Source organism: Embleya sp. NPDC059237, from assembly GCF_042754105.1.
Taxonomy (GTDB): Bacteria; Actinomycetota; Actinomycetes; order Streptomycetales; family Streptomycetaceae; genus Embleya.
On sequence record NZ_JBHZAE010000004.1, the window covers coordinates 170,748 to 187,850 of the forward strand.

Annotated in this window: 3 protein-coding genes and 1 pseudogene; all 4 read right to left on the reverse strand. The window is 73.4% G+C overall.

What is annotated here, in order from left to right:
* Positions 1 to 9: 9 nt before the first annotated feature.
* Positions 10 to 5,436: pseudogene (locus ACFXKZ_RS14930) on the reverse strand (SDR family NAD(P)-dependent oxidoreductase); the annotation flags it as partial.
* 71 nt (positions 5,437 to 5,507) lie between these two features.
* The gene (locus ACFXKZ_RS14935) at positions 5,508 to 13,940 is read right to left on the reverse strand and encodes a type I polyketide synthase (protein WP_380000324.1); all 8,433 of its coding nucleotides are present in this window, start codon (positions 13,938 to 13,940) and stop codon (positions 5,508 to 5,510) included.
* 235 nt (positions 13,941 to 14,175) lie between these two features.
* Entirely contained in the window at positions 14,176 to 15,378 is a 1,203-nt protein-coding gene (locus tag ACFXKZ_RS14940; protein ID WP_380000326.1) for an acyl-CoA dehydrogenase family protein, read from the reverse strand.
* Positions 15,379 to 15,564: 186 nt separating this feature from the next.
* Entirely contained in the window at positions 15,565 to 17,076 is a 1,512-nt protein-coding gene (locus ACFXKZ_RS14945) for a DHA2 family efflux MFS transporter permease subunit (RefSeq protein WP_380000328.1), read from the reverse strand.
* Positions 17,077 to 17,103: the final 27 nt, after the last annotated feature.

Below are 17,103 nucleotides of genomic sequence, written 5' to 3' on the forward strand. Positions count from 1 at the left end.
CGTTCGGTACTACTGGCGGCCGTCGAGGAACTGGAAGAGTTCCTCGTCCGTCGCGGCGGTGACGTCCAGCTTGGCGTCGGGGCGGTCGGCGTAGTCGCGGAACGTACGCAGCTTCAGGAGCAGGCCCTCGATGCGTTCGGCGATCTCGTCGCCGTCGGGACCGGTCGCCGAGTCCATGGTGAGCGCCGATTCGACCCGGTCCAGCTCGACCAGTACCGACCCCGGCGGCGCCTGGCCGCGGATCGCCAGGGTACGGACCAGCTCGCGGGCCACCGCGGCGGCCGTGGGGTGGTCGAACACCAGCGTCTGGGCCGGCCGAAGGCCCGTCTCGGCGCCGAGCCGGTTGCGGAACTCGACGGCGGACACCGAGTCGACGCCGAGGTCGGCGAAGGCCCGGTCGGGGTCGACCGTGCGGCCGGGCGCGTACTGCAACACCTCGGCCATCCGGGTGCACACCAGGTCGAGCAGCACCTCGTACCGGGCGTCCTCCGGCAGGCCGGCCAGGCGGTCCGACAGCGGAACGGGGCCCGACCCGGCCGGTGCCCGTCGCGGTGTTCGGGCCACGGCCTCGCGCCCGGCCAGGCGGCGCAGCAGCGGCGGTACGTCCGCCTGGGCGCGTACCTGGGCCAGGTCGAGGGCGACCGGGACCAGCGTCGGCTCGTCCAGGCCCAGCGCGGCGTCCAGCAGCGCGACGCCCTCCGCCGAGGAGGACAGGGTCACCCCGAGCCGGGCCAGCCGGGCCAGGTCGATGTCGGTCAGTCGCTCGGTCATCGTGCTGCGCTCGGCCCACATGCCCCAGGCCAGGGACACCGCGGGCAGTCCCCGGGCCCGTCGGTGTTGCGCGAGGGCGTCCAGGTAGGTGTTGCCCGCCGCGTAGTTCGCCTGGCCGGCGGGGCCGATCAGGCCGGACATCGAGGAGAACAGCACGAACGCGGACAGGTCGAGGTCGCGGGTCGCCTCGTGCAGGTTCCGGGCGGCGACGATTTTGGGGTTCAGTGCCGCGTCGAGCCGCTGCGGGGTCAGTTCGGTGAGGATCCCGTCGGCCAGGACGCCGGCCGCGTGCACGACCGCGGTCAGCGGGGCCTCGGCCGGGATGTCGGCCAGGACCCGGGACAGCGCGGCGCGGTCGGTCGTGTCACAGGCGGCCAGCACGACCTCGGCGCCCGCCGCGGTCAGTTCGGCCGCGAGTTCCGCACCTCTCGGGGAGTCCGCGCCGGCGCGGCTGACCAGCACCAACCGCCGAACCCCGTGCGTGGCGACCAGGTGGCGGGCGACGATCACGCCGAGCGTGCCGGTCCCGCCGGTGACGAGCACCGTCCCGGACCCGTACGCCGTTGCCGGTGCGGTGCCGGAGCCGACATCCGCGCGAACGAGCCTGGGTACCAGGACCCGGCCGGACCGCACGGCCAGTTGTGGCTCCTGCGGGATCAGCGCGGCGAGGGTGTCCCACGACGGCGACTCGGAGTCCGCGTCCGTGTCCGCGTGCGCGTCGACGTCGACGTCGACGTCGACGTCGACCAGGGCGAATCGGCCCGGGTTCTCGGTCTGCGCGGACCGTACGAGACCCCACACGCCTGCCTGGGCGAGCCCGTCGACCGGATCCTTCGTATCGGTGCCCACCGCTCCCCGGGTCACCGGGACGAGCGTCCCGGAGGCGTACCGCTCGTCGGCCAGCCACTCCTGCATGACCGCCAGCACCGCGCCGGTGACCTCCCGGGCGTCCGGTCCGACCGGACAGCGCAGGAACACCACGCCCGGGTCGGCGGGCACCTCCGCCAGGGCGGAAACGAGCGTCCACCGGGCGGGCCGCGTCGATGGCGTCGGCTGCGTCGGCGCCGGCGACCAGTCCACCCGGAACATCGACTCCGCGGGCGTACCCCGGCCGCCGGCCGGCATCCGCCGAAAGCGCAGCCCCTCGACCGACGCCACCGGCGCGCCGGTCGGGTCGGCAAGCACGATCGAGACCGTGTCCGGGCCGGCCGCCGACATCCGCAGGCGCAGCGCGGACGCGCCGACCGCCGACAGGGACACGCCGGACCAGGCGAAGGGGAGCACGGCGCCGTCCATGCCGGCCAGGAACGAGCCGTACCAGACCGCGTGCAGCGCCGCGTCGAGCAGCGCCGGATGCAGGCCGAATCGCTCCGCGTCCACCATCGACTCCGCCGGTGGGGCGATCTCGGCGAACACCTCCTCCTCGCGCCGCCACACCGCCGCAAGCCCCCGGAACGCCGGACCGTAGTCGTAGCCGCGTGCGGCGAGGTCCGCGTAGACATCGCCGATCGCGACCTCCTCCGCGCCCTCCGGCGGCCACTCGGCCGCGTCGAACACCGCCGGTTCGGCCCGCTCGACCAGCGAACCGGCGGCGTGCCGGACCCACTCGCCGCCGTCCTCGTGCCGGGCGTGCACCGACACCGCCCGTCGCCCCGACTCGTCGGCGTCCTCGACCACGACCTGGACCTGCACCCCGCCCCGCTCGCCCAGGACCAGCGGGGTGTGCAGGGTCAGTTCGTCGAGCAGGTCGCAGTGCACCTCGCGGGCGGCGCGCAGCGCCATCTCCACGAACGCCGCACCGGGTACGATCACCCGGCCGAGGACCGCGTGGTCGGCCAGCCAGGGGTGGGTAGCCAGGGACAGTCGGCCGGTCAAAACCGCACCGCCGGCCTCCGGGCGGGCCAACACCGCGCCGAGCAGCGGGTGTTCGCCGGCGGACAGGCCGACCGCCCGCAGGTCGCCCGGCGAGGCGGGGGCGTCCATCCAGTAGCGGTCGTGCCCGAAGGCGTAGGTCGGCAGGGTCACGGTGGTCGCGCCGGTGCCGGCGAACACCCGGTGCCAGTCCACCTCCACGCCGTGCACGTGTGCCGTCGCCAGCGCGGTCAGCGCGGTGTGAGGTTCCGGGCGGTCGGCGCGCAGCACCGGCACCGCGAAGGGGGCCGCGTCCCGTTCGGGGGACGTGGTGAAGCAGCCCTCGGCCATCGTGCTCACCGCGGCGTCCGGGCCGATGCCGACGAAGCGGGTGACGCCGTCGTGCTGCAATCGGCGGATTGCTGCGGCGAATCGCACCGGCTCGCGGACCTGGCGCACCCAGTACTCGGGCGCGCACACCGTCTCCGCCGCCAACGGCTCGCCGGTGACGGTCGACACGATCGGCAACACGGGTTCGTGGTAGGTGACTTCGGCGAGAGCCTTTCGGTAGGACGCCAACATCGGGTCCATCAGGGGCGAGTGGAAGGCGTGGCTGACCCGCAGGCGCCTGGTGCGGCGGCCGAGGGAGGCGAAGTGTTCGGTGAGGCGCAGTACGGCGTCCCACTCGCCGGAGACGACCACCGACTCGGGTCCGTTCACGGCGGCGATGCCGGCCGGGCCGTCCGCCGAGGCCGCTGCGACCTCGTCCTCCGTGGCCTGGATGGACACCATCGCGCCGCCCTCGGGCAGCCGTTCCATCAGCAGTCCGCGAGCCGCAACGACGCGGCAGGCGTCCTCAAGCGTCCACAGGCCCGCGACGAAGGCCGCGGACAGTTCGCCGACGGAGTGTCCGGCCAGGACCTCCGGGCGTACGCCCCACGAGCCGAGCAGCCGGGTCAGCGCGACCTCGATCGCGAACAGCGCGGGTTGTGCCCAGCCGGTGCGGTCCAGCAACTCCGCCGCGTGCTTCGGCGGTTCGACGAGGAGTTCGCGCAGCGGGCGGTCGAGCAGGCCGTCGAACCCGGTACACACCTCGTCCAGGGCTGTCGCAAAGGCCGGGAAGGCCGCGTACAACTCGCGGCCCATGCCGATGCGTTGGCTGCCCTGGCCGGCGAACACGAACGCGGTACGGCCGGGGTGGGCGACGCCCCGCAGGACGCCGGGACCGGATCCGCCGACGGCGATCTCCCGGAGACCGGATCGCATGTCGTCGCGATCCCCGGCCACGAGCGCGGCCCGATACTCGAACGCCGTCCGGGTGGTGGCCAGCGAGAAGCCGGCGTCGAGCGGGTCGATGGCGTCGGCCGTGGACAGCAGTCGCGCGGCCTGGCGGGCGAGCGCTTCGGGGGTGGGGCCGGAGAGGATCAGCGGGACGAGCGGCAGCGCGGCCCGGGTCGGCGGCGCGGCCGGTTCGGGCTCCGGGGCCTGCTCCAGGATCAGGTGTGCGTTGGTGCCGCTGATCCCGAACGAGGACACCGCGGCCCGTCTCGGCGCGCCCGTCACCGGCCATTCCCGACGCTCCGTCAGCAGCCGTACCGTGCCCGCCGACCAGTCGACGTGCGAGGACGGGGTGTCCACGTGCAGCGTCCTCGGGAGCACGCCGTGGCGCAGCGCGAGCACCATCTTGATCACGCCGCCGATCCCGGCGGCGGCCTGGGTGTGGCCGATGTTGGACTTCAACGAGCCCAGCCACAGGGGGCGTTCGCGGTCGAGGCCGTAGGTGTCCAGGACGGCCTGGGCCTCGATCGGGTCGCCGAGGCCGGTACCGGTGCCGTGTGCCTCGACCGCGTCCACGTCGGACGGCGACAGGTCGGCGTCGTCGAGCGCCTGGCGGATCACCCGTTGTTGGGCCGGGCCGTTCGGGGCGGTCAGTCCGTTCGAGGCGCCGTCCTGGTTGACCGCGCTGCCGCGGAGCACGGCCAGCACCGGATGCCCGAGCCGCCGGGCGTCGGAGAGGCGTTCCACCAGAAGCATCCCGACGCCCTCGGCCCAGCCCGTGCCGTCGGCCGCGTCGGCGAACGACTTGCATCGCCCGTCGGCGGCCAGGCCGCGGTGTCGGCTGAACGCGACGAGCATGCCCGGCGTGGACATCACGGTGGCGCCGCCGGCCAGGGCCATGGTGCACTCGCCCCGGCGCAGGGAGCGCATCGCCAGGTGCAGGGCGACCAGGGACGACGAGCACGCGGTGTCGACGGTGACGGCGGGACCCTCGAATCCGAGGGTGTAGGCGATCCGGCCGGACGCGGCACTGTTGGCGGTGCCGGTGAGCAGGTGCGCCTCCGCGCCGTCGACGGCCTGGTGCAGCCGGGGGCCGTAGTCCGGGGCCATCGCTCCGGCGAACACCCCCACTCCGGCGCCGCGCAGCGATGCGGGGCGAATCCCGGCGCGCTCCAGCGCCTCCCAGGAGGTTTCCAGGAGCAGGCGCTGCTGTGGGTCCATGGCCGTCGCCTCGCGGGGCGAGATGCCGAAGAACTCGGGGTCGAACTCGGTGGCGCCGCACAGGAATCCGCCGCGCCGCGTGTAGGTGCGGCCGGGGGTGTCGGGGTTCGGGTCGTAGAGCGCGTCCAGGTCCCAGCCCCGGTCGGCGGGGAATTCGCCGATCGCGTCGCCGCCGGCGTCGAGCAGCCGCCACAGGTCCTCGGGGGATCCGATGTCGCCGGGGAATCGGCACGCCATGCCGACCACGGCGATCGGCTCGCGGGTCGCCTGTTCGGCGTCGCGCAGCCGCTGCCTGGTCTGCTGCAACTCGGCCGTGACCCGCTTGAGGTATTCCACCAATTTCTCTTCGTTGCTCACAAGCGCTCCGTTCGGGACGGGCCGAGTTCTCAGGACAGGCCGAGTTCGCCGTCGATGAGGTCGAACAGTTCGTCGAGCTCCAGCCCGCTCAACTCGGGTACGGGCTGCGTGGGTTGCTCGGGCGGTTCGGGTTGCCGGGGTCGCGCGGCCGGCTGCGCCGGGGCGAGTGCCGTGCCGAGGTGGACGGCGAGGGCCGACGGGGTCGGGTAGTCGAAGACCAGCGTGGCGCGCAGCCGCAGTCCGGTGGCCGCACCGAGTCGGTTGCGCAGGTCCACCGCCGTCAGCGAGTCGAATCCGAGTTCCTTGAAGGTGCGGCCGGGGACGATCGTGCCCGGGGTGCCGTGGGCCAGCACGGTGGCGGTGTGTTCGCGGACGAGGTCGAGCAGCGCCTCGGCGCGGTCCGCGTCGGGCATTCCCGCCAGGCGGTCGGCCAGGGAGGCGACTTCGGCGGTCGTGCCGCCGGCCGCCTCCGCCCGCCGGACCCGTGCGCGGATCACGCCGCGCAGCAGCGCCGGCACCGGGCCTTGCGCGTGGATCGCGGCCTGGTCGATCCGGGCCGGGACGAGCAGGGCGGCGCCGGAGGAGATCGCGGCGTCGAACAGGGCCAGGCCGTCGGTCGAGATCAGCGGGGCCACGCCGGCACGGCGCAGCCGGCTCAGGTCGGTGTCGGCGAGGCGGCCGGTCATCCCGCCGGGTTGCGCCCACAGCCCCCAGGCGAGCGAGAGGGCGGGCAGGCCGTGGGCGGCGCGGTGTTGGGCGAGGGTGTCCAGGAAGGTGTTGGCGGCGGCGTAGTTGGCCTGTCCGGGCAGTCCGAGAATGCCGGCGATCGAGGAGAACAGCACGAACATGGACAGGTCGAGTCCACGGGTCAGTTCGTGCAGGTTCAGCGCGGCGTCGACCTTCGGTCGCAGTACGCGGGCCAGTTGCTCGGGGCGCATGGCCTCGATCACGCTGTCGTCGAGCAGGCCGGCGGCGTGCACGACGCCGGTCAGCGGGTGTTCGGCGGGGATCGACGCCAGCAGTGCGGCAAGCGCGTCCCGGTCGGCGATGTCGCAGCCGACCACGGTGGCGGTGGCGCCCGACTCGGCCAATTCGGCGACGAGTTCGGCGGTGCCGGGGGTGTTCGGCCCGCGTCGGCCCGCCAGCAGGAGGCGGGTCACGCCGTAGTGGGCGACCAGGTGGCGGGCGAACAGGGCGCCGAGCGTGCCGGTGCCGCCGGTGATCAGTACGGTGCCCGCCGCAAGGTCGGGGCGCGGCGCGGCCGTCCCGCTGACCCGGGCCAGCCGAGGGATCAGCGAACGCCCCTTGCGCAGGGCCAGTTGCGGCTCCGCGCCGGCCAGGGCCAGGGGCAGGGCGGTGGTCGATGCCTCGTGGCCGTCCAGGTCGACGACGACGAAGCGGTCCGGGTGTTCGCGCTGGGCCGCGCGCACCAGGCCCCACACGCCGGCGCCCGCCATCCCCGCCGCGCCCGCCTCGGCGGACTCCACGACCATCGCGTCGCGGGTGAGCAGGACCAGCCTCGACGCGGCGCAACGTTCGTCGGCGAGCCAGTCCTGGATCAGGCGCAGCGCGCGGCCGGTCACGGCATGCGCACCGGCCGCGGTGGGCTCGCCGGTCAGCGGTGCGAGCACCAGGTCCGGGACGGGCCCGGCGGCGGCCAGCGTGTCCAGGTCGGGGTGGGTGGGTCCGCCGAGCCCGAAGTCGTCGGCGCCGATCAGCGCCCACGGGCCGGTCTCGGGGGCGGCTTCCGGCAGGCGGGCCTCGATCCAGTCCACGCGGAACAGCGCGTCGGCCGGTCCGGTGATCGGCGTACCGGCCGGGATCGGCCGCAGGGCCAGGGATTCCACCGAGGCCACCGGCGCTCCGGTGGCGTCGGCGAGGCGTAGCGTGACCGTGTCCTCGCCGTCGGGCGTGATCCACACCCGCAGGGCCGCCGCGCCGCCGGCCCGCAGCGACACGCCCTGCCAGGAGAACGGCAGGCGGGCGTCCGGGGCGTCGCCGACGACGGCGTGCAGCGCGGCGTCCAGCAGAGCCGGGTGCAGCGCGAACCGGCCCGCGTCCGCCTCGATTCCCGGCGGCAGCGCGACCTCGGCGAAGATCTCCGTACCCCGTCGCCACCAGGCGCGCAGGCCCTGGAACGCCGGGCCGTAGTGGTAACCCAGCGCGGTCCAACGCGCGTGGTCGCCGTCCCAGTCGACGGCGACCGCGCCGGGCGGCGGCCATGCGGTGAGGTCGAACTCCTCGGCCGGGCCGTGGTCGAGCAGCCCGCTCGCGTGCCGGGTCCAGTCGCCGGAACCGTCGGCCGGGCGGGCGTGGACGGCCAACGGCCGGCGTCCGGACCCGTCGGGCTCGGCGACCGTGACCCGGAGGTCCACCCCGCCGTGCGCCGGCAGCACCAGTGGGACCTCGCAGGTGAGTTCGGCCAGGCGCTCGCACCCGACCTCGTCGCCCGCGCGGATCGCCAGTTCGACGAACGCGGTGCCGGGCAGCAGGACCGTGTCGCCGAGGCCGTGGTCGACCAGCCACGGGTGGGCCCGGCGGGAGAGCTGCCCCGTGAGCAGGACGCCGCCGGATTCCGGCAGTTCGATCACGGCGCCGAGGAACGGGTGCCCTGCGGCGGCCAGTCCGGCCGCCGCGACGCCCGCCGCGTCGCCGTCGGGCGTCGGTTCGAGCCAGAACCGGCGCCGACGGAACACCGTGGTCGGCACGTCGATCCGCCGTGCGTCGGGGAAGACGGCCCGCCAGTCGGGGGCCGCTCCGCGTACGTACGCCTCGGCCAGCGAGGTCAGGAAACGCGCGATTCCGCCCTCGTCGCGGCGCAACGAGCCGACTGCCGGCGCGTGTTCCGCCACGTCCTCGATCGCCGCCGTGAGTACCGGGTGCGGGCCGACCTCGACGAACAACGAGTGCCCGCGCTCGGCCAGCACCTCGACCGTCTCGGCGAAGCGAACCTGTTCGCGGAGATTGCGATACCAGTAGCCGGCATCGAGGGCGGTGGTCTCCAGCGGGCCGGCGGTCACCGTCGAGTAGAAGGGGATCGCGGACGGGTGCGGCGTGGTATCGGCCAGCACCGTGGCCAGTTCATCGGCTATTGCCGCTACTTGCGCGGAATGGGACGCATAGTCCACCGGCAGTCGTTTGACCCGCACCTCGGCGGCCTCGCACTCGGCGATCAGCTTCTCCAGCGCGTCCACGTCGCCGGAGACCACGACCGATCCCGGGCCGTTGACCACCGCCGTCGAGAGCCGACCGGCGTGGCGGCGCAGGCGTTCGGCCACCTCGTCCTCGGACAGCGCGACCGAGACCATGCCGCCCGCGCCGGACAGCGCCAGGATGGCCCTGCTGCGCAGCGCGACGACCCTGGCCGCGTCCGCCAGGTCCAGCGCACCGGCGACGCAGGCGGCGGCGATCTCGCCCTGCGAATGGCCCACCACGGCGGCCGGTTCGATCCCGTACGAGCGCCAGAGCGCGGCCAGCGACACCATCACCGCGAACAGCACGGGCTGGACCACGTCCACCCGTTCCAGCGCGGCGGGATCGCGCAACACGTCGAACAGGTTCCAGTCCACGTGGGGCGCGAGCGCCTCCGAGCAGGCTCGCATCGACCGGGCGAACACGGGTGCTTCGTCGATGAGTTCGGTGGCCATGCCGACCCATTGGGAGCCTTGGCCGGGGAAGACGAACACCACGCCGCCCGACGCCCGCGCGCTGCCGCGTACGAGGGTTGGTGTGTCCGCGCCGGTGGCCAGGGCGCTCACGCCTCGGCGGCGCGCGGCCGGATCGGCGGTGATCACGGCGGCACGGTAGGGCAGGCCGGCGCGGGCGCCGGCCAGGGAGAAGCCGACATCCGCCGGGTTCGCGTCGGGATTGGCGTCCAGGAAGGACAACAGCGCATCGGCCTGCGCCGCCAGCGCCTCCTCGCTGCTCGCGGAGAGCACCCACGAGAGCACGGGCACACGGGAGCCACCCGGCGCGGCGCACCCGGGTTCCGACGCGGCACGCCCGGCTTCCGGCACATCGCGCCCGGGCTCCGGCGCAGTGCGCCTGGATTCCGGCCCGTCGCCCACAGGTTCCGGCGCAGCGCGCCCGGGTTGCGCCGCGTCGCGCCCGGATTCCGGCGCGCGCCCGCTCCTTGCGGCCCGCGTACCCTCCGGCGCGCGCGCCGACTCGGCCCCCGGCCCCGATCCCCCCACCGGCTCGCCCTGTTCGAGGATCACGTGGGCGTTGGTCCCGCTGATCCCGAACGACGACACCGCGGCTCGGCGCGGCCGTCCGGTCGACGGCCACTCGCGCGTCTCGGTCGCCAACTCCAGTCCCCCGCCGGCCCAGTCCACGTGCGGACTCGGCTCGTCGACGTGCAGCGTCCTCGGCACCACGCCGTACCTCAGCGCCTGCACCGTCTTGATCACGCCCGCCACCCCGGCGGCGGCCTGGGCATGGCCGATGTTGGACTTCAGCGAGCCCAGGAGCAGCGGGCGGTCCGCGGCCCGACCGCGCCCGTACGTGGCCGCGAGCGCCTCGGCCTCGATGGGGTCGCCGAGGGTCGTCCCGGTCCCGTGTGCCTCGACCACGTCGACGTCCGTCGCGGCCATCCCCGCGCCGGCCAGCGCCCGGCGGATCACCCGCTCCTGGGCGCGCCCGTTCGGCGCGGTCAGCCCGTTCGACGCACCGTCCTGATTGATCGCGCTGCCCCGGACCACGGCCAACACCCGGTGCCCGTCACGCCGCGCGTCCGACAGCCGCTGCAGCACCACGATCCCGGCACCCTCGGCCCACCCGGTACCGTCCGCGCCGGCAGCGAACGCCTTGCATCGCCCGTCCTCGGCCAACCCGCGCTGCCGACTGAACTCCACGAACATCCCGGGACCGGACATCACCGCGACCCCACCGGCCAGCGCCAACGAGCACTCCCCCGCCCGCAACGCCTGCGCCGCCAGGTGCAGCGCCACCAACGACGAGGAGCACGCCGTGTCCACGGTGACCGCCGGCCCCTGCAGGCCCAGCGTGTAGGCGATCCGGCCGGACGCGACGCTGATCGTGCTGCCGGTGAGCCGGTACCCGTCCGACTCGGCATGCGCGGCGTGCAGCGGCGGGCCGTAGTCCTGCGCCATCGCCCCGACGAAGACCCCCACGGACGTGCCGCGCCGGCCGACGGGGTCGATGCCGGCCCGCTCCAGCGCCTCCCAGGACGTCTCCAGGAGCAGGCGCTGCTGTGGATCCATCGCCAGCGCCTCCCTCGGCGAGATGCCGAAGAACTCCGGGTCGAACAGGTCCGCGTCGTGCAGGAATCCGCCGTGCCGGGTGTAGGAGGTGCCCGCCCGGTCCGGGTCGGCGGCGTGGAGCCGGTCGAGGTCCCAGCCCCGGTTGTCGGGGAACTCCGTGACGGCGTCGATCCCTTCCGTCACCAGCCGCCACAGGTCCTCCGGCGACGCGACTTTGCCGGGCAGCCGGCAGGCCATCCCGACGATGGCGATCGGCTCGTCGCCGTCGGACACGGTTTCACCGGCATCGCTCGGCCTCTCGCCGCCGGAAGCCAACGTCCGCAGGTGCGCGGCGAGTTCGGCGGGCGTCGGATAGCCGAACAACAACCCCGCCGGCAGCACGAGCCCGGTCGCCGCGCCCAACCGGTCCCGCAGTTCCACGGAGGACAACGAGTCGACCCCGAGGTCCTTGAACGTACTGTCCGGATCCACCGCGTCGCCGCCCGAATAACCGAGCACGACCGCGACGATCGACCGCACCAGACCGAGCATTTCCGGTCCGGCCGGGATCACGGCCGTGACCCCGGCCGGACCGGTCACCGCAGGCTCCGCGTCGGGTGCGACGGCCCGAACCGCGGACTCGGTGAGCCAGTGGCGCTCGCGCTGGAAGGCGTAGGTGGGCAGGGCCACCGTACGCGCGTCGCGCAGCGCGAACACGCGGGGCCAGTCCACCTCGACCCCGCACACGTGCACCTCGGCGAGCGAGGTGAGGAATCGCGCCGGCCCGCCCTCGCCCCGGCGCAGCGAGCCGGCGACCACCCCGGAGCCGGTCCCGCCCTGCTCCATGGTGTCCCGCAGCGCGGGCAGCAGCACGGGGTGCGGGCTGCATTCGACGAACACGCCGTGTCCGTCCCGGATCAGCGCCCGGGACGCCCGTTCCAGCTCCACGGTCCGCCGCAGGTTGCGGTACCAGTACGCGGCGTCCAGTTCGGTGGTGTCGAGCAGGTCGCCGGTCACCGTCGAGTAGAACGGCACCGACGAGGGCATCGGCCGGATCCCGTCGAGGACGGTGTGCAGCCGCTCGCGGATCTGCTCGACCTGCGCCGAGTGGGACGCGTAGTCGACCGCGATCCGTCGAGTCTCCACGCCCTCCTCGGTCCACCGCGCGATCAGCGCGTCCAGCGCGTCGGGATCGCCGGAAATCACCACCGACGACGGGCCGTTCGCCGCCGCGATCGACACCGTGCCGCCGTACTCTGCGATCCGCTCGCGCACCGCGTCGGCCGACCGCAGCACCGACACCATCGCACCGCCGCCGGAGAGCCCGCACAGGGCCCGGCTGCGCAATGTCACCACCCGAGCGGCGTCGTCGAGCGAGAGCGCTCCGGCCACACACGCGGCGGCGATCTCGCCCTGGCTGTGTCCGACCACGGCGGCCGGCTCGACCCCGCACGAGCGCCACAGCCGGGCCAGCGACACCATCACCGCGAACAACGCGGGCTGGACCACGTCCACCCGTTCCAGCGCGGTCGGATCGCCCAACACCTCGCGGAGCGACCAGTCGACGTACGGCGCGAACGCCCGCTCGCAGTCCCGCATCGAGGCGGCGAACTCCGAAACGGATTCGATGAGTTCGAGCGCCATCCCGGCCCATTGCGCGCCCTGCCCGGGGAAGACGAACACGACCTTCCCGGTCGCTGCGGCCTGCCCCTCGACCACCCCCGCGACGGCCGCGCCGGCGGCGAACTCGGCCAGGCGACGCCGCAGTTCCGCCGGGTCGGCGCCGACCACGACCGCGCGGTGCCGGAAGGCGGTCCGGGTGGTGGCCAGCGAGCGGCCGATGTCTGCGGCGCACGACACCTCCTCGGCGAGGAACGTGGACAGCCGGTCGGCCTGACCCCGAAGCGCCGCGGCGGTACGGCCCGCGACCGGCCACGCCACCGCGCCCACCTCCACCGGCCGGCCGATCGAGAGACCGACCTTCGAGACCGGGAGCGGTGCTTCCGTCAGCACCAGATGGCAGTTGGTGCCACCCATCCCGAACGAGCTGACCCCCGCCACCAGCGGCCGGTCCGGCTGCGGCCACGGCGTCGGCGCGGTCTGCACCCGCAGGCCCAGCTCGTCGAGGGGGATCTCCGGGGGCGGCGCGACGAAGTGCAGGCTGGGCGGCAACATCCGATGCCGGATGCTCAATGCCACCTTGAGCAGCCCGGCGATCCCGCCCGCGCCCTCCAGGTGGCCGATGTTGGTCTTGACCGAACCCACCCGCAGCGGCGCGCCGGACCGGCGGACCCGGCCGCCCAGTGCGGCGCCGAGCGCGGCGGCCTCGATCGGGTCGCCCACCTTCGTACCGCTGCCGTGCAGTTCCACGTACTGCACGGCGCGCCGGGTGATGCCGGCCCGCCGATACGCCTGGCGCACGACCTCCTCCTGGGCGGACCGGCTCGGCACGGTGAGGCCGGTGTGTTCGCCCTCGCCCGCCCCGTCGTTGTTCATCGCGCCGCCGGAGACGACGCAGTAGATGTCGTCGCCGTCGGCGAGCGCGGCGTCCAGCGGTTTGAGCACCACCGCGCCGCCGCCCTCGCCGCGGACGAAGCCGTTGGCGCGGGCGTCGAAGGTGTGACACCGGCCGTCGGGGGACAGACCGCCGAACCGCGCCGCGCCGAGTGTGGTCTCGGTCAGGATGTTCAGGTTCACCCCGCCGGCGACGGCCGTCGTGCACTCGCCGCGCCGCAGGCTCTCGCAGGCCAGGTGTACCGCCACCAGCGAGGAGGATTGCGCGGTGTCCACGGCCAGGCTCGGGCCGCGCAGGCCCAGGTGGTGGGAGACGCGGTTGGCGATGATGGAGCGGCGGGTGCCGGTCATCGTGTGCCGGTCGATCCCGGCCGCGCCGAGCCGGTCCTGCAGTGCCGCGTAGTCGTCCCACATGACGCCGACGAACACCCCGGTGTCGCCGCCGGCCAGGTGCGCGGGCACGATCCGCGCGTCCTCCAGGGCCTCCCAGGCCAGTTCCAACATCAGCCGCTGCTGCGGGTCCATCGCCGCCGCCTCGCGCGGCGAGATGCCGAAGAAGGCGGCATCGAAGCGGTCGATGTCGGCCACGAACCCGCCGATGCGGTGCGCAGGTTCCGCGCCGCGCAGGCGGTCCTCGGGGGCCTCCCGTATCGCGTCCGTCCCGTCCCGCAACAACCGCCAGAAAGCGCGGCCGTCGCCGGCCCCAGGCAACCGACAAGCCAACCCGACCACGGCGATCCGTCTCATATTCCCCAGTCAACGCCGTGTGCCCGCGGAACGGCTTGTTCCTCCGGCCCAAAGTGCGCCGGCGAATCTGGTGAGCGAAACCAACAGGGGAATTCCGGGCGGACCGCATTCCCAAAAACAACGTCGGTATTGCCCGACGGCCACCGGACCCTCCCGGTCGCCGAGCAATACCGACGCATTCGATATCTACTTCGATGGAATCCGAATCCCTCGCCGAAATCCCTCGACGCATCCCTCAGTAGAGGAGGGTGACCGCCGGGTGGATGTCCAGCGCCGCGCGGCTGTAGTCCTCCAGGATGATCGGCGCGTTGAGCGCGGTGTGCCGGCTCATCACCGAGATGTCCCGCCACAGCCGCTGGAGCGGGTTCGACAGGGCGAACGAGCTGCCGCCGACCACGTCGAGCATGCGCTCCACGGCCGCGCGCGACTTCTCCTGGGCGGAGCGCTGGTGCATGCGCAGCCGGGCCCGCTCGGCCCATGGCATCGGCGCGGTCTCCGGGATCCCGTCGAGCGAGCGGCCGATCTCGCGCAGGTGCAACTCGGCGGTCTCCACCAGGTGGGTGGCCTCGCCGAACCACATCTGCACCGACGGCGCGTCCATGGCCGCCTCGTAGTTCACGTAGGTGATCGGCCGCTTCTTGTCCAGGGCGCCCCGGGTGACCTCGAGAGCGCCCCGTGCCGCGCCCACGATCGCGGCGAGCGACTGCGCGCTGCCCTGGACGAGCATGCTGTCCCGCTCGTCCTCGCCGACGAGGTCGGTGAGGCTGAACGCGGCGGCGTGCCGCTCCGGGAGGAACACGTCCTCGGCGAGGACCGTATGCGTGCCGGAGCCGCCCAAGCCGGCCGAGTGCCAGGTGCGCTCGATCCTCAGGTCGCTCATCGGCACGACGCCGCCGACCAGGTCCGCGGTCTGCTCGTCGCCGTCGTACACGTGCACGACCGGGATGTAGGCCCAGTCGGCGATCTCACAGCCCGAGCTCCACGGGAAGGTGCCGGTGATCCGCCACCCGCCGTCGGTCTTCCACGCCTTGGTGGTACTCAGGTGGGCCGTGGAGATCACGTACGCGTCGGGGTTGCCCTCGAACATGTCGGACAGCGCGGTCTCCGGCATCCCGTTCAGCGCGAACCGGGTGGAGGCGGTGTCGATGGACAGGTTCCAGCCGGCCGAGCCGCACGCCCGGCCGACCTCGGCGACGATCGTCAGCAGGTCCGGCATGCGCAGGTCGTAGCCGCCGAACCGGGTCGGCGTGGTGAGCCGGAACAGCCCGGCGTCGCGCAGCGCGACGACGACCTCCTCGGCGAGCCGACGATCCTCCTCGGTCTTCGCCGCGTGCTCGCGGATCAGGGGGGCGAGTTCGCGGGCACGGGTCACGAGTTCGGCCGGGTCGACCGCGGACGCGGCCGTCTCCTCCGCCCGCTCACTGGTCACGGTTGTCATGAAATCCTCCTGCGATCGGGGGTCGCCGGCGGGCCCGGGCCCCGATCGGGGCGGGCTCACGCACCGCGTCTCACGGTCGAGTCAATCCCCTGCGGCCGGCCGATCCCAGCGCCCCGAAACCAAAAACCGGTCGTCCCGCTGGTACTGGGAACCAGTACCGCAGGACGACCGGTGCGGCGAAACCGATCAGGCGCCGACCGGAGTGGCCGGCTCCTCGATCTCCGGGTCGGTCTGCGCCGTCACGAAGCGGTCGAACAGCAGGCCACAGACGATCGCCCCCCCGAGAAAGACCATCGCGCCCCAGAAGAAGGCGGTCGTATAACTCTCCACGGACGCCTCCGCGGCCAGTTTCGCGGTCTTCTCCTTGCCCTCGACGAACGAGTCCGCCGCCGTGATTGCCAGCGTGCTCAGCAGCGCGGTTCCGATCGAACCACCCACCTGCTGCACGGTGTTCACCAGTGCCGACGCGGCACCGGCGTCCTGCGGTTCGACCCCGACCGTGGCCACCGCCGCGCCGAGCGAGACCACCAGGCCGAAGCCGATGCCGGCGATGAAGGACGGGGCGAGCACGCCGGCGGCGTACGAGCTGTCCGTGCTCAGCCGGCTGAGCCAAAACGACCCGACGGCGGCCAGGAGCAGGCCCGCCGGGATCAGGATGCGCGCGCCGAGCTTGGGTTCGAGCACCGGCGGGACGGTGGTCGCGCCGATCGCGATGCCGAAGATCATCGGCAGGAACGCAAGGCCGCTCTCGATCGCGGTGAACTTCAGGATCAATTGCAGGTAGTAGGTCAGGAACAGGAACTGCACGAACAACCCGACACCGAGCAGGAACATCGCCAGGTAGGCGCTGCCCCGGTTGCGGTGCAGCACGATCCGGATCGGCAACAGCGGAGTGCGCGAGCGCAGTTCGAACACGACGAACGCGACGAGCAGGATCCCGCTCCCGACCAGGTAGCCCCACACGTCGGCGCCGCCCCATTCGCCGTCGGCGGCGTTGGACAGACCGTAGGCGAGACAGAACAGGCCGACCGAGGCGGTCACCGTGCCCGGCAGGTCGAGCCGTTCCGGGCGCTGCGCGGCCTGCCGGTTCTGCATCGTCAGCAGCGCGCCCACGAAGACGACCGCGGTCAGGATCACGTTGACGTACAGGCACCAGCGCCAGTCCAGCCAGTCGGTCAACGCGCCGCCCAGGATCAGCCCCAGCGCGAGCCCGCCGCTGCCCAGTGCGCCGTAGACCCCGAACGCGGTGACCCGTTCCTTCGGATCCTTGAACACGGTCAGCAGAAAGGACAGTGCCGCCGGCGCCACGAGCGCGGCGAACGCCCCCTGCAACGCGCGCGCGGTCACCAGCATCGCGAAGCCGTTGGCCGCGCCGCCCAGCACCGACATCACGCCGAAGCCGACGATCGAGATCATCAGCGAGCGTTTGGCCCCCACGAGGTCGACCAGCCGGCCGCCGAGCAGGAGCAGGCTGCCGAAGGCGAGCGCGTAGGCCGTGACGACCCACTGGCGGTCCCCGTCGGCGAAGCCCAGATCCGCCTGCGCCGACGGCAGCGCGATGTTGACGACCGTCGTGTCCAGGAAGATCGTCATCTGGGCGAGACCGATCACCGCCAGGATCAACCAGCGGTTGGTGTAGTGGAGATCCGGCGTGCCCTCCGCCGCCACTTTCGACTCGGAATCTGCTGACTCTGACATTCCGCGTACCTTCTGTTGATCGGGCCG

Bases quoted from the DNA above. Each gene is read 5' to 3' on its own strand.
- ACFXKZ_RS14935 (WP_380000324.1), bottom strand. From the start codon at position 13,940: ATGAGACGGATCGCCGTGGTCGGGTTGGCTTGTCGGTTGCCTGGGGCC.
- ACFXKZ_RS14940 (WP_380000326.1), bottom strand. From the start codon at position 15,378: ATGACAACCGTGACCAGTGAGCGGGCGGAGGAGACGGCCGCGTCCGCG.
- ACFXKZ_RS14945 (WP_380000328.1), bottom strand. From the start codon at position 17,076: ATGTCAGAGTCAGCAGATTCCGAGTCGAAAGTGGCGGCGGAGGGCACG.